The sequence below is a fragment of the Acinetobacter sp. HY1485 genome (genome assembly GCF_027568475.1).
Classification (GTDB): Bacteria; Pseudomonadota; Gammaproteobacteria; order Pseudomonadales; family Moraxellaceae; genus Acinetobacter.
In genome coordinates, this window is the sequence record NZ_JANKZG010000004.1 from 119,427 (window position 1) to 137,167 (window position 17,741).

The following is a 17,741-nucleotide window of genomic DNA, read 5'->3' on the forward strand; positions in this document are numbered from 1 at the left end:
GCCACCTAAGGGTGGCTTTTTTTATTTATAATAAAGAGGAGGTAAGTGGGTTTGCCAGTTTAATGGTCATTAAATATGCATGGTACAAATCAGGTTTACCATTCCAAATTAAGTTGGAAATACGATTTTTACAGTCTAAATCTTGAAACCAACCTCCATCTTTTTCATCAACTAAATGATTGTGAATATAACCTGTAATTTTTCTATAGTAAGGCTCATAATTAGGGTCATCTAGCCGTTTAAGCAATGTTGCTGATGCCACAGCTGCTTCGGCATGTACCCAATGCAAACGTTCTTCTACTACGGGTTTTTGTTGCCAATCATAAGTATAAATAATGCCATTACCTTTCCATCCATGTGCCCATGCTGTTTTAAATAAGCCAATGGCATCTTCAACTAGCCAGCTTGGTGGCAATTCATTAAAGTGATGAAAAGCTTGTTCTAAGTTAAGCAATAAATGACACCATTCAAAACCATGTCCAGGCGTGAGGCCGTATGGTCTAAAATCATCTGTTGGTTGGTCTTGGTTAAAATCGTAAATAGGTTGCCAATGTTGGTCAAAATGTTCTACTACATGATAATCATGCTGTTTTGCATGAGTATGAATAATACGTTCTACAATTGCTAATGCACGCTTAAGCCATTTAATATCTTGATTAGTGATTGCCAATTGAATAAAGAGTTCAGTACTGTGCATATTGCAATTTGCACCACGATATTCCTCTAAATTTTTCCAATCAATATCATAGCTTTCTAAAACACATTGCTCTTCTTCAGACCAAAAGTAACGCTCAAACAGGGTAAGCGCTTTTTCATAAAGTTCGTCTGCTCCTTCAATATCCGCTTGCTGTGCACTATTTGCAGCAAGTAAAACAAATGCATGAATATAAGATTTTTTAGGATCATACAAACAATCGCGTGGTAATGATGACACCCAACCCTCATGTTCTTGATCAAATAAAACTGTATTTAGGCTTTTTATACCCCATTCTGCAAGTTCTAAGCTCCCAGGATGACCACGCTTTGCTGCGATTGAATAACAATGAGTTAAACGTGCAGTATTTAACGTATTTGGACGATGATTTAGGGGAATACCTGAGCGGTCTAAATCAAAAAAGCCGCCTTCTTGGCAGCGTGATCGTTTATAAAAACCGAGTAAATTAAAAGATTGTTGGGTAAGCCAAGTTTGGTGAAAATCTTGGTTAAGCCAACTGTGTTTGACCTGTGTAAGTTGTGTCATATATCACCTCATAAAAAAGGGTTAGCAAATGCTAACCCTATATTTTTTTAACCGCCTACCATTGTGCCACCATTAGGATGGATGGTTTGGCCTGTGATAAATGACGAGTCTTGGCTTGCTAAAAATACAAAAACAGGCCCCAACTCACTTGGCTGTGCACAGCGACCTTGTGGTGTATCTGAACCAAAATCTTCTAAGCGTTGTGCATCAAATGGCCCCCATGTTGCAGGTTGCAGTGGTGTCCATACAGGGCCAGGTGCAACTGCATTAACACGGATGCCTTTTGATGCGACTTGGTTAGATAGACCACGCGTGAAGCTGATCATGGCACCTTTAGTTGCTGAATAATCTACCAATACTTTAGGTGCAACATACGCATTGACTGATGCAACATTAATAATGCTATCGCCTTCGGTAAATTGAGAAAGTACAGCTTTACTTAAATAAAACATCGAATGAACATTGACATTAAATACATTGAGCCACTGTTCATCGCTTAAAGTTGTTAAGTCTTCGTTAGGCGCTTGGGTTCCTGCATTATTCACTAAAATATTAATTTTACTAAAGTCTTTAATTACATCGGCTACAACTTGGCGACATTTATCTGCATCACGTAAATCTGCTTCATATAGCTTACATGTACCACCAATGTTTTCGACCCACTCTTTTACATCATTAGCATCATCAAGTTCTTCTTTAAGATAAGTAATGGCAATTTTTGCACCTTCTTTGGCAAAATGCATTGCAACAGAGCGTCCAATACCACTGTCGCCACCTGTAATCAGAGCAACTTTATCTTTTAATTTATTTGAGCCTTCATAGTTTTCTCGGATAAATTCTGCAGGGGGTTGCATATCTTTTTCGTTGCCTGGTAGTTCTTGTTTTTGAGCATGAATATCTAAATTTTGCATGAATCACTCCGTTGTTAATTTTTATGGCGTGATTCATGTTGCTTGTTTTCTATGCGAATGAAAAGTTGTGTTTAACAGTTGAAACGTAAGCTTTTGTATTTTTATGCGTAGATGCGTATCTAAGATTTATTTTGATCTTCATCTGCTGTTTTAGGAATTTTTTGGGCGTGATAGGCAGAGTTTTTAACTTCTCTACGTTGGTTCATACGTTTATCCCAAGGTAGTGGACGATCAATGGCTTCGGGTACATCACCACTTAATGAGCGCAATTTAAAATGTAGTGCTGCTTGTGCAAGTAAGTTTGCAGAAACAGGCGCAGTTAAAAAGGCAAACAAAGTTAAAAGAAGTTCTGCAAAACCAAAATAACCCTGAAAAGCACTGTAAATCATGCCTGCAATTAAAAAACTGCCTAATCCTAATGTGCTCGATTTTGTAGGTGCATGTAAGCGCGTAAACAAATCAGGCAGGCGAATCATACCAATACTTCCCACTAGCATAAAAAAACTGCCCGATAAGAGAAAAAAAGAAACTAAATATTCCATAATCATTTGTTTATTCATATTTTTCTCCTAGTCAATGACATGTCCACTTGTGAAGTAACGTGCGAGTGCCATGGTAGAAATAAAGCCAAGCATTGCAATGAGTAGTGCACCCTCAAATAAGTTGGTAGTTGACCAATAAATACCTAAAACAGTAATGAGTGCTGTGGTATTTAAAAATAGAGTATCTAGTGCAAGTAAGCGATCAACAATGGATGGCCCCATAATCATACGGATTAAACAGAGCAACATTGAAATGGTGATGGCTGTTAAACAGAGTCCAAGAACATAAGGTAAAATACTCATGTTTGTTCTCCCATAAAAATATGAATGAGACGACTCTCGTAGCGCTCTTTAATCATTGCAATATCTTGTTCGGGATGATGGCTACTTAAAGCATGAACTAAAATATCGCCTCGTTCTTGGTCGATCCCTGCGCTGACCGTACCTGGCGTGGTACTAATAATCATCGCAAGCAAGGCATTGACTTGTTCGTGTTTGGTTTCTAACGGTACTCTAAACCATTTAGGCGCGAGGTTTTGCTTAGGACCGAGTACAAGTTTTGCCACTACAAAGTTAGATACAATAATATCCCACAGCACAATAAAAAAAAGCTCAATGGTGCCTTTCCAACGAATATTAGGGGTACTGACAATAAATGGATTAACTAATTTAGGAATGATAATAGCGAGTACACACGCAATCAGTAAATCGCAAGGGTCAATGCTATGAGAAAGCATGAGCCATGTTAAACCTACCAATAAAGAGACAAAACGATGTGGCATATTATCTCTCCCTCATGGGTTGGAGTTTTGCACCTGTAGATTGATTTGGCAAAATTGGGGTGTCGTGAAGATTTTGACTTTGTTTTTCAATCTGACGTTTTTTATATTCTGAAATATGTTCACCATTTAAGGTATTAGGAGCAATTATATACGGTATAAAATGGGCATTTGGATCAGGGTTTTCGCCACCATATTTGGTTTCAGGAATATTTTTTGGATCAAATGGTTCTACACTGATGTAATGTCCCTCATCATTTTGTTTTAAGATTTTGTATTGATAAATCTCTTGATAGCCCAGCTGTGTTGCCGTATCTGCTAAATATTGTTGAATGGGATGAGCAAAGACGACATATAGCCCTAAAACACTGAGAAGAATATACACAACAGTATCATTGCGTGCAGGTGCAACATTGGGTAAGGCTTGATAAAGTTGATAGTCTGCTGTTTTAGGGTCTGTTTCTGGCTCGCTTGATTGCCAAAACAAAATAAAACCTGCTCGAACAAATGCCAAAAGACTAATTAAGCTTACAATTAAGATTATCACGATAATTGTAGTTTGGTAGGCATGTCCTTGCGTGGCTTGTAAAATAAAAACCTTACCCCAAAAACCACTTAACGGTGGTAGTCCTGCCATCATCAGTGCAATGATAAAGAAACAAACCGAAAGAATGGTATTTTGTTTCATTTGTGGTGCAATGCGTAGATGGTCTTTAAATTCACCTCGTTGTGCGGTAATCCAACCACACAGTAAATAAAAAGTAGCGCCCACAATGGTACTATGAAACAGGTAGTATAGACCTGCCGACCATGCTTGCGTTTGATGCAGTGCAAGAGCAATACAAACCGTACCTAAAGAGGATAACACCATAAAGCCAACAAAGCGCCGTAAACGAACAGCCCCTAAGGCTGCAATTGCCCCATAAAGGGATGTTACTAGCCCTAAGATAAGTAAGTAGTCAAAAAGCTGTGCATATTGTTCAGGCATAAATAAAATAGAATTTACCCGCAAAATGGCATAAATACCCACTTTAGTCATGATAGTAAACAGAGCTGCAACAGGTGTACTTGCAACGGCATAAGTTTTGGGTAACCAAAAACCAAGAGGGACAATCGCAGCTTTGATGGCAAAAACGGTAAAGAGTAAATACCCACCTGCAATGGCAAGCTGTTGTTCATCTTGAGGCAGTTGTGGAAGCAAACGTGCCACGTCTGTCATATTTAAACTGCCTACATTGGCATAAATAAGACCTAGCCCAATTAAAAATAGAGTACTTGCAAATAGGTTAATCACCACATAGTGGATACCTAACTGAAAACGAGCTTTACCTTGTCCATAAATGAGCAAAACATAAGATGCCATCAGCAAAATTTCAAAAAAGACAAACAGGTTAAATAAGTCGTTTGTTAAAAAAGCACCACACAAACCCATGAGCAAAAATTGAAATAGGGCATGAAAATAACGACCCCGTAAATCCCAATCTTTACTTGAAAACCACAACACAGGTAAAGCAAGGGTATAGGTTAAAATGAGCATAAATGCTGAGAGCCGATCTAACACAAGCACAATGCCAAAAGGGGCTGTCCATTCGCTGAGTTGGTAGGTCGTAATGAGACCTGTATTGGCTTGTATAAGATAACTGATTGCCGTAAATAAGCCCAATAGAGTGGCTGTGTAACTGATGACACGCCGCCATGGTTGTCGCCAATCATTTTGTAAAGCATCTGCTCCAGGGTTACCAAAGAGTAATAAAATAAAACCTGCGAGTGCGGGGATTAAAATACTAAAAATTGGCATGTTATTTTGCCAAAAGTGAAACAATGTCATGATACTTTGTCCTCACTTGGGTCGTTGGCAAGTTCGGCAATTTCTTTAGAATCAACGTGATCTGTACCCGATTCATAACGGCTACGCAAAGCAAGTTGTACAACAAAGGCAGTGGTTGCAAAACCAATGACGATAGCAGTGAGAACAAGAGCTTGAGGTAGAGGGTCTGTTACGGATGTAGTTTCGGTTAAAATAGCAGGTGAGTTAACATTGACACGACCTGTCGCAAATAAAAATAGATTGACTGCATAACCAATCATGGCAAGTCCAAGCACCACAGGAAATGTACGCGCACGTAACAGTAAATACACACCTGATGCCACTAAAAGTCCAATTGCTGAGGCAAGTAAAAGTTCAATACTAATCATAAATTACTCCTTAGGAACTGGACCCGACATCGATGAGTTTCTTGAATCACCCAGTACCGAGATCATGAGCATAGTTGCACCTACCACTGCAAAATAAACACCTAAATCAAAAATAGCAGCAGAAGCTAAATGCAGTTTTCCAAGAATAGGAAGCTCAACATAGACATGCGCACTGGTTAAAAATGGGCGTGACCAAAACCAAGATAACATGCCCGATATGCCTGCAATGGTTAAGCCTGTACCAATCCAGATTTCGTATAAACGCCCCGATTTTGCGCGTAATAAGCGTTCTGCAACATCTTGCCCAAGTGCGATGTATTGCATAATTAGTGCCATTGCCGTGATTAATCCTGCAATAAAGCCACCACCTGGGTAATTGTGTCCACGCATAAAAATATAAAAGCTCACCACTAATGCAATGGGGAGTACCCAAGACGCTGTTGTACGCACCAATAACGGAGAAGGATTAAAACGGTAGGTGAGCCCTTTGGTCATTTGTGTGCCGTGTGTTCGCATACCATCCATTAAACATAACGTGCCAATAGCTGCAATGCCAAGCACCGTAATTTCGCCAAACGTATCAAAGCCACGAAAATCGACCAAAATAACATTGACGATATTTGAGCCACCGCCAAGTGGTAAAGACTGTTGTACAAAGAACCAAGAAATTGAATCATGATCTCGGGTGAGAATAAGCCAACTGATCCACCCTATACCACCGCCTGCAATAATGGCAATAATAGCATCACGCCAACGCCGTGCTTGTGTGGATTCATAAGCAGTAAGTTGGGGTAATAAAGAGAGGCTCATGAGCAGTAAAACAGTGGTCACCACATCTACGGTAATTTGAGTCAGTGCCAAGTCAGGTGCAGACAATGCCACAAAGACCATCGTGACCACTAAGCCAATTGCACCACTAATGAGTACAGCTTTAATACGGTCATGATGAAACCACAGCATCATCCAACAGGCACTAAATAAAATGAGCCACAAGACAATGGCAAGCCAAGAAGCATGTGTGAGAACACGTGTACCTGTAGAAAGATCGTAAGGTAAGAGCGGTAGTGCTGCAAAAACCAAACTAAAAATAAGAATAAGTACAAGGTAATTTTGGAGCTTACTGGTTTCTGTCGCACGTTTAATTTTAAGTGCAGTGCGTTCTAAAAAGGTCAGTATTTTTTCAAAAATGAGTTTTCCTTGAAAAATACCAAGGTAATCTTCGATATCAATACGGCGAATTTTAGGTACGAGAACTGCATAAAATCCAATACCGCCTACAAGTGCAATCGCACTCATCATCAGTGGTAAATTTACGCCGTGCCAAATGGCAAGATGTACACCATCAAAAGGAACATTAACGGTGGCTTGAGTAACGGCATTAACCGTATGTTCTGCAAAAAATGCAGGAATAAGCCCAACGGCAATACATAAAATGGCTAAAAATAAAATCGGTGCTCGCATGCCAAAAGTAGGTTCATGGGCATGTTGATTGGGAATTTCACTGCCGAGTTTGCCATCAAAAAATACGCCATGAATAAGGCGTGCTGAGTAAGCAACAGCAAATATACCTGCAAGCGTTGTTGCAATAATGGCAAATAGCCCTGCTGTACCACCCAATTGTTCTGCTACTTGGGTAAAAAACATTTCTTTAGAAATAAACCCATTGGTAAGTGGTACACCCGCCATGGCAGAGGCAGTAATAAGTGTGAGTGTGCCTGTAAAAGGCAGTAGTTGCCATAGTCCTTTTAGTTTTTTTAGACTTCGTGTTTCTGTCTCATGGTCAATCACCCCTGCAATCATAAATAATGCCGCTTTAAATGTGGCATGGTTAATAATATGAAAGATTGCAGCAGCGACCGCCAATGGTGAACCAATCCCCAATAGACTCATAATGAGCCCTAAATGGCTGATGGTTGAATAAGCAAGTAACCCTTTCAAATCTTCTTTAAAAATGGCAAAGAACGCACCAATAAAAAAGGTGATGAGTCCAACTGTGGTGACAATGTTATGAAATAGTGCCATGCCTACAAAAATAGGAAGCAAACGTGCTACTAAAAAAATGCCTGCTTTAACCATGGTGGCAGAGTGTAAGTAAGCCGAAACAGGCGTTGGCGCTGCCATGGCATTAGGTAACCAAAAGTGAAATGGAAACTGTGCACTTTTGGTAAAGGCACCAAGTAAAATTAAAATAAGTGCCGTACTAAATAAAGGCTGTTGTTGTAAGGTATTACTCAGTCCAATAATTTGGTCAATTTGATACGTGCCTGCCATTTGCCCCAATAAAATGAAGCCCCCTAACATTGCAAGCCCACCTAAACCTGTGATGGTAAGCGCCATACGTGAACCACGTTGTGCAGCTTCATAATTTTGCCAAAAAGCGACCAGCAAGAAAGATGAAATACTGGTGAGTTCCCAAAACGTGGTGAGAATGATGAGGTTATTGGAAAGCGAGATACCAAGCATAGCTGCCATAAACAGCATGAGTAAGCTATATAGCTTACTTAAAGAACTTTTTTCGCTTAAATAGTAATAGGCATAAATAAAAATAAGTGTGCCAATACCACTAATGAGTAATGCAAAGAGTAAGCCTAAAGCATCTAGACGGAAGCTTAAATTAATACCTAGCTCGGGTAACCAAGCCCAACTTTGTGAAATACTTTGTCCATTAAATACAGTGGGTGCTTGGCTAAGCAAAAGTCCAAAGCAACTTAAACTAATACCAACGGCAATTAGCATTTTAACTAGACGTGGCATTTGGTGTAACCAGGCACTTAGGACTGTACCTAAGAGCAAAGGTAGAAGTATGATAATTGCTAGCACACTTATATCCTTTTATAAATTAGGTAAATACCTAGGTTTATTTTTATCTTTTAAAGTTTAGAGGATGGCAAAAGGCAACCCAATATTCAAACTTTAAAAGCCTATTTCTACTTTATCTTATTTAGCATAAAGTAGTGGTCGTGAAGGTTTAATGAAACATGTATGTTTGTAACATTTATACATAATTTAGAGGAGAAATACAGCTTTTTTAACAGGAATGCCACGTTCAAAATTTCCGACATCCGACATCCGACATCCGACATCCGACATCCGACATCCGACATCCGACATCCGACATCCGACATCCGACATCCGACATCCGACATCCGACATCCGACATCCGACATCCGACATCCGACATTATTTTTTCATACGTTTCAGTAAATCATGAATGTGATGAATATTTAAACTGTCCTTTGCACGCGTACACGCCACATAGAGCAAACGTAATTCTTCATCTGTAATTTTATAATCGTGCGTATTGAGTTTAAATTGGTAATCATCTTCTAAATGCACACGGCTCCACTCCAAGCCTTTGGCTTTGTGTGCTGTCGATATCACATAATCTGCTTCATGCAGTGGTGTAATTTTATGCAAAGCTTTTTGTAATGCCGACGTACCATGATCATCCACTAAACGTACAAGCGGTTTAATGTCACTGCCATCATGCGTTTCGCAATATTCATGCACATCTTGCCAAGAGTTAAACCAGCTTAGTTCTGGCACATCGGTCACACGTTTGCCTTGTTTGAGTAGGTTGGCTGCCTCTAAAAATTTACCTAAACGTGCATGATCTGCTTGTAAACTCACACGATCACCACTCACCAAACCTGAAAGTAACAGCTCCATCGCACGGGCATTGGTACGACACAAAATAGCATCACGTTGTTTGGTATGTGGTTTATTCACCACTTTAGAGTTAAGAGCAGGGTTACCCAATAAAGGGACTTTTTCTTCTAAGCCACCCAACAAAGTATTGGCAACTTGTGCAATTTCGTCGCCAAACCTAAATGATGTCGTCAGGCGAGACGCAGGCAAGGGCAGTTGTTGCATGGCATTAATTGCCCCACGCCATGCGTAAATTTGTTGATGTGCATCGCCCACGTAAATGACTTGGGTGTTTTGTTGTTTGAGTAAAATACCAAGCATTAATGGATCGGCATCTTGAGCTTCATCAAATAATACATAATCGGCAGGAATATAAGGATTAGATAATGCCCACAATTTAAGATAAATATCGTGCCCAATCCCTGCTTGATGCTGTGGGTTGATGGCATCTAACCAACGTTTTTCTACATGCGGGTAAAGGTGCTTTTGTAAGGCATCAATATCCTCTGTATGTAACCAACTTGGTGCTTGAATATGCCGTGGTGCAGGGTATTGCGAATTTGTGGAGCAAAAGTAACCGACTGCATTGACCACTAAACTTGCCAAGCGATTGGGCATAATGGTAAAGCGTTCATAGCGTCCACCCATTAAACGCCGTAATGTAATGGGTTCTAAACGGTAGTCTTTGGCTAAAAAACTGGGACTTAACCGAGGCAGACGCAATTTATCTGTAATATTGCGTTCAACACTACGATAAGCCAATGAATGAAAGGTACGACTGTCTACGCCATGATGAAACTTTTGTTTAGCTTCACTGGCAATGGCTTTGTTAAATGCAAGGTACATACCACGCCGTTTGGGCATGGCATCACTAATCATTTGGAGTGTGGTGGTTTTACCTGTACCTGCATACGCAATGACTTTAAAGGACTGCCCTGAACAACCGTGATCAATCGCTTGCTGTTGCTCAGGTGTTGGCTGCGGTTTACTCAATGTGTACGGTTCGCTTTTTCAACTAAGCCTGATAATCCCTGACGACGCGCAAGTTCATTGAGAATAATTTGTGGGTCAAAGTCAAAGTAACCCAACATTACAATGGTATGGAACCAAAGATCAGCAACTTCGTAAATGAAATCATTTTTATGGTCGGCACTGGCATCTTGAGCATATTCTTTTGCTGCCAAAATGGTTTCGATACTTTCTTCGCCTACTTTTTCAAGTATTTTGTTTAAGCCTTTATCAAATAATTTAGCAACGTATGAGCTGTCAGGATTTGCCTGCTTACGCTCTGCCATCATTTTGCCTAAATAGTCTAAAACCTCAACACTTTCTGCCTGAGCAGTTGAGTTTTGCATCACTTGAGTATGGGCATTACTGCTATAAATTTGGTTAGGGTCTTTGAGTTGAGCATCTACAATTTCCCAACCATTTGGCGTCAGTTTACGATAAAAACACGACTCACGCCCTGTATGACACGCAATGCCACCGTGTTGTTCAACTTGTAGGGTAATCACATCGGCATCGCAATCTAAACGAATTTCATGAACCGTTTGAAAGTGTCCTGACTCTTCGCCTTTGTGCCATAATTTTTGGCGAGAACGAGAAAAATAGACCGCTTGATTTTTTTGTGCAGTCAATGCCAAAGACTCACGGTTCATCCATGCCACCATCAAGATACGCCCTGTTTGATGATGTTGTGCAATAGCAGGAATAAGACCTTGTTCGTTAAATTTTACTTCATCGAGCCATTGCATATTGTTCATGGAGAAACCTTAAATATTTTAGTCTGTATGTCTGCTAGTTTACGGCATATTTAGCTTTGTGCAATCTCTTGATAAGTCCGTTGTTTAAAAGGGGAGGTTTTCAATCCCGATATGGTCATTGCCATTTCTTTTTGAAAATAAGGCAAACGGTACATCCATGGAAAAACCAAATCACGTACTTTATGTGCATATTTAGAATCGGATTGATACATTGGAGTCAGTAAACGGCTTAAAGACTGATAAAAATAAATAGAAGAACGCCGTAGTTGATGGTACTCCTGCCAAAGTTTTGCCCAATCATTTTGCCGAGCATGATGAGCTACTTGTCCGAATGACCATGCGTCTAATAGTGCCATATTTGCACCCTGCCCAAGTTGAGGACTCATGGCATGGGCGGCATCACCTATCACGCCAATTTTTCCTGTGCCATATTGCGACATTACTACATCGCGGTATTGGGCACTCAACCAAGTTTGTTGAGTGGGCATTGTAGTTTTTAACCAATCCGCCACATCTTGCCAATGGATTGCAATATTTTTAAGCCATGCATCATCTGCTTTAAATTGTGCAAGTTGATGTGTTGGTATACTCCAAAAAATACTACATAGCCGTTGATTAGGTACGTCAGGAATAGCACCTGTGGGTAAAATGCCCATCATAGTATTTGAACCATGATAAAACTGATGAAGAATTTGAGGATTAAAGGCTAAGCATTCTGGCAAAATTGTCCATGCAGCCCCCCACGGGTAGGGCTTATCAATTTTAACCCATGCGCTTGGTCTTAATTGGCTTTTTGCGCCATTAGCTATAATGATGGCATCGGCATGTTGTTCAAAATTTTGATTATTATATTGACCAAATAGCGTGATGCCTTGTGGGGTTTCGATATAGTGGGTAATGTCTGTATTCATTTGCCAATCAATTAAATTGGCATATTGTTGGGTGGCTTGTTTTAACACATGGCAAAGCGTTGCACGATGAATCCCTAAGCCTGAATAGCCTGTGCCTGCTTGTTTGTAGTGGCTATTAACAAGCAGAGAACCTCCCGAAAGTTGCCCTTCTAATCCTGTAACGTGTGCCCCAAGTTGCATGGCTTGTTCTAAAATATCTAAGTGCTCAAATACGGCAAGCCCCGCAGGTTGTAACAAAAGCCCTGCACCGACAGGTGCAAGCTGTGCTACTTTTTCAAAAATGCTAACTTTAAAACCCTGTTTAGCAAGTAAGGTTGCGGTTGCAAGCCCTGCTGTTCCTGCGCCAATAATGGCAAAATGCTTCGTCATTGAATCAGTATATATTTGATATTTTAGTTATATTAGCATTTTATAAATCGTTAAAATAAGAGTTGATAGAAAAAATGAATACACAGCAAAAAGAACAAGCCATCATGTGTTTTAAAAAAAAACTTTTACAGCAAACAAATATTCAAACTTTATTAGCGATAGAAATTGAAACATTTGCTCGGCAAATAGTCGATAGTATAAACAAAACCACCTATTTTAAAATGATTGCACAGCGTCAGGTTTCAATAGTCCGTACACAACCACATCATGTTTTATTTGATCCTATCCGTAGCGTTTTGTATTACAAAAATAAAGATATAGACGAAGCTTGTTGGCTTATTTTTTTAATGGTACATACAGGAGACAGCACAAAAAAGAATTGGCAGTTTGTTCGTGAACTCTATGATGTTATAGGTCAATGGGATCAAATAAATCTTGATACAGTGGAAAATTGGCTAAAGCAAGCCCCTAAATTTAAATTTGGTGGTCATCGTAAATATGAGTCTTTATCACAGTTGATGGATGTGGTTTTTAGCTATCAAACTTGGATTAAAAAGATGGGTGGACATGTAGCACTTTTTAATCAACCTTTTGACACACCCAAACAGCGTTATGCATGGATTTATCACAAAATGCGTATTTTTCGGTTTGGACGTTTAGCCAAGTACGATTATTTAGGTTTGTGTGCTTTAACAGGTATTGCTTCGTTAAAAGCAGACCGCTGTTATATTCAAGGGTCTAGTGGGCCACTTAAAGGCGCAAAGCGTTTATTTGGGGCATATGATGAAGATACACTCAATGAAATGACGATGCGTTTAGCAGAAAACTTAGAAATAGGGTATCAGGAAATTGAAGATGCTTTATGTAATTGGCAGAAATCTCCGCAACGATATAAAAATAATAAATAATTTGAATACTAAAAGAAGCGAGTATATTGCAGGTTCTTTTTTATTGAGAAGATAAGTAACACTTTGTCATAATCTTTAGTAATCACTACTTAAAATCAAGTGAAATCTAATTTTTTAAGTACATTTAATTGATATAACATTTGTGTTTTAAATCCTTCGATCTTGCGTTATTGCATTTACGATGTCATTAGATAGTTTGAGCTTTTAACTTATCATTTTAAAGTGTTTTTACAACATCTATTTAAAGCATGTAATCTTGAAAAACATTGCTGATAATGTAAAACAAAAATTTATAGGACTTCTTTAGATCAAGTAGAAGGTGTAGAGAAAATATTAGTTTTTTAAGTAAAATTGAAAAAGTCGCTCTGACTTAAAAAATTAACTTTTCTAGAGTGATGTTTTTATACATAACAGTTTCTTAAGAGATTTTTAAGGAAAAATCTACTTTATAGGTTTTAGCCATCATACAAAGTAGACAAATCCAAGTTATTTAACAATACGCCACATGGCTAATAAACCTGCAAATACAATCAGGATAATAGAAGCATACCACGGTGCAACAATCGCAATGGTTAAGCAAATGGCAATAATACTGCCAAATGTCCAACTTCTGCGTTGTTGTTGTTCCATCTGTACGCGTACTTGTTGTAGCTCACGCAATTGGCGTTCTTGCCAAGCCGATTGATTTTTTAAACCATTTAAACTGTCAATCACAAGGCTTGGAATATCTTGTGCACCCAATAATAAATCGGGGATTTGTTGCCCTAATTCCTTAATATTTTTGATGGGATCCATATTGGATTTGACCCATTGCGTCAGAATTGGTTTTGCCAGTTTCCAAATATCTAAGTCAGGATATAAGTCTGTACCTAAGCCTTCTACATGTACCAATGTTTTGAGCAAAAGCATGAGTTGAGGTGGAATTTCAAGATGGAAGCGACGTGCAATATCCATGACCTGAATAAGGATTCCTGCAAAATCTAACTCGTGCATTGGCTTAGATACCATCGGTCCAACTGTACGACGCATTTCACGCGACAGGGCATCTTGGTCTGTGCCCGGTGGAATCCAACCTGCTTGATGTACGACTTGAATAAGTTGCATAAAATTACTGTTCATCACAGCAAGAAGCATGCGTGCAACAGTCATCTGATCTTGTTTAGACAACTCACCCATAATGGCACAATCGAGTGCAATATAACGTGGGTTTTGCGGATCAATAGTTTCGACAAACACATTACCAGGGTGCATATCGGCATGGAAAAAGTTATCTCTGAACACTTGGGTAAAAAAGATAGTGAGTCCTTTTTCGGCAAGTTCGGCTCTGTTCATTCCCAAGCGATCAAAAGTTTCTTTATCCGAAATAGGCACGCCTGTAATGCGTTCAGCCACCATCACATCGGTACTGTCCATATACACATCAGGCACATACATCATGCTTGAACCTGTAAAGTAGTGGCGCATACGACGTGTATTGTCTGCCTCTAAAGTCAGATCAAGCTCGTTTAATATGGTTTGACGGTAATCTTGAATAATTTCGCATAAGTGTAGTGCGCGTGCTGCTTCTAAACGCCGTTCGAGTGCTTGCCCAAGCCAAGCTAAAATTTCAAAATCTTGGATAATTTGTACTTTGATGTCGGGGCGTGTGACTTTAACCACAACCTCTTTACCGTCATGCAATGCGGCGGTATGTACTTGTGCAATAGAGGCAGCAGCAAGTGGTTTTTCGTCAAAGCGTGCAAATAATGTTGCAATGTCTGCTTTTAATGAAGTTTCGATACGTTGTTTGGCAATATTGGCATCAAAAGGTTTAACACGGTCTTGCAACATCACCAATTGTTCTAACACATGTGGCGGAATAAGGTCACGCCGTGTAGAGAGCAGTTGCCCTAATTTAATGGCAAGCGGTCCCATCTCTTCAAGTGCTTCTTTGAGTTTAAGCGGGTTTTTCTGTTGTTTGCTTGACCATGCAGCGGGATGTGCCTGAATAATTTTAAGTAAACGACGTGCTTTAGGGGGAACGTCTTCCGCAGGGATCAGAGTATCGAGTCTGTAATGGGCTGCGATGCGCCATAAATCAAGTAAACGAGAGATATGCGGAATCATGGTTTAACCTAATGTCAGTTTGCTTTGTAGTGCTTGAATCTTGGCATCCAAACGGTCTAAATTTTGGTTCAATGTACGGGTACTTTGTTGCAATTCGTCCATTTGCCAACGAGGTGCAAATAAGCCTGTATCTTCTTTAATGTAGTCTTGAGCAAAGAAAAGTTGGCTTTGTACAGTACGTTTTGCCAGTTTGGGTAATTGTTGTAATTTACCTATTTCATGGGCTGCTTTTGCACCAATCCATGGGCTTAAATGTGCAGCTAAATCAGGCGATGTATTTGCCATAATCTGCTGAATTTGCATCAGTAAACGGTAGTCACCCTGAATAGGCACAGTACCCGTATCGTCGCTGATTAAAAGTTTAATCAGCTCAACGACATTGCGGACGTGCAATGTTGTATTGGCAACGGTACTTGTATTTGCTTGGTCAAATTGACGTTGTTCAAAAATAGAAGATTGCTGTGCTTGCCCTGTTGGGGTAGGTTCTAAGCGCAATTTTTGCTCATCAAAAAACACATCAACACTGAGTTGGGGCTGATCTATAATTACGCGTAACCGTTGCCCATGTAAGGCATTTAATTGTGTACGCGTAATGGCGTCTAGGTCAATTACACGATTGACCAAACGCTCAGCAGCACCTAATGCAAGAATTGACCACATTAGGAAACTCCTTTTTTATAGTTTAAAACCACGATGTACTGCAACAATACCACCTGTAAGGTTGTTATAGTCACAGTTTTCAAAGCCTGCATTTTCCATCATACCTTTTAGGGTGCGCTGGTCCGGATGCATACGAATTGACTCGGCAAGGTATTTATAGCTTTCTGAATCGTTGGCAATAATTTTGCCCATCACAGGTAATGCGGTAAATGAATAGAAATCGTAGAGTTTAGAAAACGGCTCAAATACAGGTTTTGAGAATTCTAAAATGAGTAAGCGACCACCTGGCTTAAGTACACGGTACATTGATGCTAAAGCGGCATCTTTATCTGTGACGTTACGCAAACCAAAACTAATGGTCACTAAATCAAAACTGTTGTCTTCAAATGGTTCTAGGCTTTCGGCATTAGCAAGTACAAAATCAACATTGGTACAGCCTGCATCAATTAAACGGTCACGCCCGACATTAAGCATAGATTCGTTGATGTCTGACAATACCACATGCCCTGTTGAGCCAACTTCACGGCTAAATACTTTTGCAAGGTCGCCTGTACCGCCTGCAATATCAAGGACACGTTGTCCACGACGTACACCTGACATATTGATGGCAAAGCGTTTCCATAAACGGTGAATACCAAATGACATTACATCGTTCATGATGTCGTATTTTTTTGCCACAGAATGAAAAACGTGTGCCACTTTTTGTTCTTTATCTTCGGTTTTTACCGTTTCAAAACCAAAGTGTGTGGTATCGCCCACATTGCCTGTGTTTTTTACGCCACGCGGTAAGTTGTATTGTTTTGTGGTTTGTTGCCCTTGCTCTGTACCTTCAGGCAAAGGAGAGGTTAAAAAGGGACTCACTTTAGCTGTATTGGTTTTTTGGTTTTCGTTTGACACGGAGTCTCTCCCTACAACGGAAAATAGTTTTAAGATGCATTATACACAGGCAAAGGGATTAAGGTCGCCCGAATGTACGTTTAATACCACCTGACGTTCTTTTTGTGTAAATGTTTCAACAAAGGTTTGTGCCGACTTTAAGGGCTTCATTGCCACGAAGCCATCGTGCATAAAGTCGTACATCACGTTAAAGCGGTGTTTGTATGCCACAGGTTTTGCCATTTTAAAGGCAGTTTGTACAATAAAAGAACGTAAATAATGATCTAAATTGTAGCCAAATTCATCTGCCATTTTAAGCTGTTTTAACCGGTCATCTTTTTGCCCCACGGCTAAATAAGTCAGACGCATCATTTCATTATTCAGGGGGGTATCAGCAGGGTAGGTTTCGAGTAGTTTTTCTGCCACATGCTCATCTAGCTCTACGGCTAAAATAGCAAGTTCAATGCCGTGTGTACCTGTTTTAATGGCAGTTTCGGGAATGAGTTTTTCAACTTTATGTGCATGTTTAACAAGGCGTTCAATTTGGATGGCAATCTCATCAAACTCATCACCACCATATAAACGATTAACAAAGTAATCTGCCATGAGTTGATGATTTTTTTGCGTAAAAAAAGCATGGTGTGATTGGCACAGACGTTTACGTTGCCAATCTTGTACATCGTTTAATTTTTGTTTTAAAGTAGCGTTGTGATGATATTTTAACTGATGATAGCGGACAAGTAGGTCATCTAATACAGCAAGTTTAGACATATCAAAAATCGGTTTAAAAGAACATAGCGCCCATCATAAAGGGCTATTGATAAAAAAACGA

At 39.7% G+C, this 17,741-nt stretch carries 16 protein-coding genes; 1 reads left to right on the top strand and 15 read right to left on the bottom strand.

From position 1 onward, the window contains the following. Positions 1 to 25 precede the first annotated feature (25 nt). The 11 genes from PCI70_RS05870 to PCI70_RS05920 form a co-directional block, all read right to left on the bottom strand. Positions 26 to 1,240 (bottom strand): AGE family epimerase/isomerase, encoded by a 1,215-nt coding sequence (locus PCI70_RS05870; RefSeq protein ID WP_269914408.1) that lies wholly within the window; start codon positions 1,238 to 1,240, stop codon positions 26 to 28. Between the two features lie 47 nt (positions 1,241 to 1,287). Beyond that, the gene (locus PCI70_RS05875) at positions 1,288 to 2,151 is read right to left on the bottom strand and encodes an SDR family oxidoreductase (protein WP_269914409.1); all 864 of its coding nucleotides are present in this window, start codon (positions 2,149 to 2,151) and stop codon (positions 1,288 to 1,290) included. A gap of 119 nt (positions 2,152 to 2,270) precedes the next feature. After that, positions 2,271 to 2,711, bottom strand: coding sequence for a Na+/H+ antiporter subunit G (locus PCI70_RS05880; protein WP_269914410.1), 441 nt, complete (start codon positions 2,709 to 2,711; stop codon positions 2,271 to 2,273). A 9-nt stretch (positions 2,712 to 2,720) separates the two neighbouring features. After that, positions 2,721 to 2,996 (bottom strand): monovalent cation/H+ antiporter subunit F, encoded by a 276-nt coding sequence (locus PCI70_RS05885; protein ID WP_269914411.1) that lies wholly within the window; start codon positions 2,994 to 2,996, stop codon positions 2,721 to 2,723. Next, complete coding sequence (locus PCI70_RS05890; RefSeq protein ID WP_269914412.1) at positions 2,993 to 3,475, bottom strand: Na+/H+ antiporter subunit E; 483 nt, start codon at positions 3,473 to 3,475, stop codon at positions 2,993 to 2,995. The genes PCI70_RS05885 and PCI70_RS05890 overlap by 4 nt, the downstream gene beginning before the upstream one ends. Before the next feature lies 1 nt (position 3,476). After that, positions 3,477 to 5,303 carry a monovalent cation/H+ antiporter subunit D gene (locus PCI70_RS05895; RefSeq protein ID WP_442865164.1) on the bottom strand — a complete coding sequence of 609 codons (1,827 nt, stop codon included), beginning with the start codon at positions 5,301 to 5,303 and terminating at the stop codon, positions 3,477 to 3,479. Beyond that, positions 5,297 to 5,668, bottom strand: a complete 372-nt coding sequence (locus PCI70_RS05900) for a Na+/H+ antiporter subunit C (protein ID WP_269914414.1) — start codon at positions 5,666 to 5,668, stop codon at positions 5,297 to 5,299. The genes PCI70_RS05895 and PCI70_RS05900 overlap by 7 nt, the downstream gene beginning before the upstream one ends. A gap of 3 nt (positions 5,669 to 5,671) precedes the next feature. Further along, the gene (locus PCI70_RS05905) at positions 5,672 to 8,488 is read right to left on the bottom strand and encodes a monovalent cation/H+ antiporter subunit A (protein ID WP_269914415.1); all 2,817 of its coding nucleotides are present in this window, start codon (positions 8,486 to 8,488) and stop codon (positions 5,672 to 5,674) included. A gap of 360 nt (positions 8,489 to 8,848) precedes the next feature. Beyond that, on the bottom strand, positions 8,849 to 10,309 hold the full coding sequence (locus PCI70_RS05910) for a UvrD-helicase domain-containing protein (RefSeq protein ID WP_269914416.1): 1,461 nt from the start codon (positions 10,307 to 10,309) through the stop codon (positions 8,849 to 8,851). Further along, positions 10,306 to 11,079 (bottom strand): bifunctional phosphoribosyl-AMP cyclohydrolase/phosphoribosyl-ATP diphosphatase HisIE, encoded by a 774-nt coding sequence (hisIE, locus tag PCI70_RS05915; protein ID WP_269914417.1) that lies wholly within the window; start codon positions 11,077 to 11,079, stop codon positions 10,306 to 10,308. The genes PCI70_RS05910 and hisIE overlap by 4 nt, the downstream gene beginning before the upstream one ends. Positions 11,080 to 11,129: 50 nt before the next feature. Beyond that, the gene (locus PCI70_RS05920) at positions 11,130 to 12,359 is read right to left on the bottom strand and encodes an FAD-dependent oxidoreductase (RefSeq protein ID WP_269914418.1); all 1,230 of its coding nucleotides are present in this window, start codon (positions 12,357 to 12,359) and stop codon (positions 11,130 to 11,132) included. 74 nt (positions 12,360 to 12,433) lie between these two features. Here PCI70_RS05920 and PCI70_RS05925 point away from each other — a divergent pair, with 74 nt between their 5' ends. Next, the gene (locus PCI70_RS05925) at positions 12,434 to 13,267 is read left to right on the top strand and encodes an alpha-glutamyl/putrescinyl thymine pyrophosphorylase clade 3 protein (protein WP_269914419.1); all 834 of its coding nucleotides are present in this window, start codon (positions 12,434 to 12,436) and stop codon (positions 13,265 to 13,267) included. Between the two features lie 486 nt (positions 13,268 to 13,753). Here the strand turns inward: PCI70_RS05925 and PCI70_RS05930 are convergent, their stop codons facing one another. From PCI70_RS05930 to PCI70_RS05945, 4 genes are read right to left on the bottom strand one after another with little or no spacing between them, the layout of a single operon-like run. Further along, positions 13,754 to 15,373 carry an ABC1 kinase family protein gene (locus tag PCI70_RS05930; protein ID WP_269914420.1) on the bottom strand — a complete coding sequence of 540 codons (1,620 nt, stop codon included), beginning with the start codon at positions 15,371 to 15,373 and terminating at the stop codon, positions 13,754 to 13,756. A gap of 3 nt (positions 15,374 to 15,376) precedes the next feature. Beyond that, positions 15,377 to 16,033 carry a ubiquinone biosynthesis accessory factor UbiJ gene (locus tag PCI70_RS05935; RefSeq protein WP_269914421.1) on the bottom strand — a complete coding sequence of 219 codons (657 nt, stop codon included), beginning with the start codon at positions 16,031 to 16,033 and terminating at the stop codon, positions 15,377 to 15,379. 15 nt (positions 16,034 to 16,048) lie between these two features. Further along, positions 16,049 to 16,930, bottom strand: a complete 882-nt coding sequence (gene ubiE / locus PCI70_RS05940; RefSeq protein ID WP_269914422.1) for a bifunctional demethylmenaquinone methyltransferase/2-methoxy-6-polyprenyl-1,4-benzoquinol methylase UbiE — start codon at positions 16,928 to 16,930, stop codon at positions 16,049 to 16,051. A gap of 39 nt (positions 16,931 to 16,969) precedes the next feature. Continuing rightward, on the bottom strand, positions 16,970 to 17,680 hold the full coding sequence (locus PCI70_RS05945) for an FFLEELY motif protein (RefSeq protein ID WP_269914423.1): 711 nt from the start codon (positions 17,678 to 17,680) through the stop codon (positions 16,970 to 16,972). Positions 17,681 to 17,741: the final 61 nt, after the last annotated feature.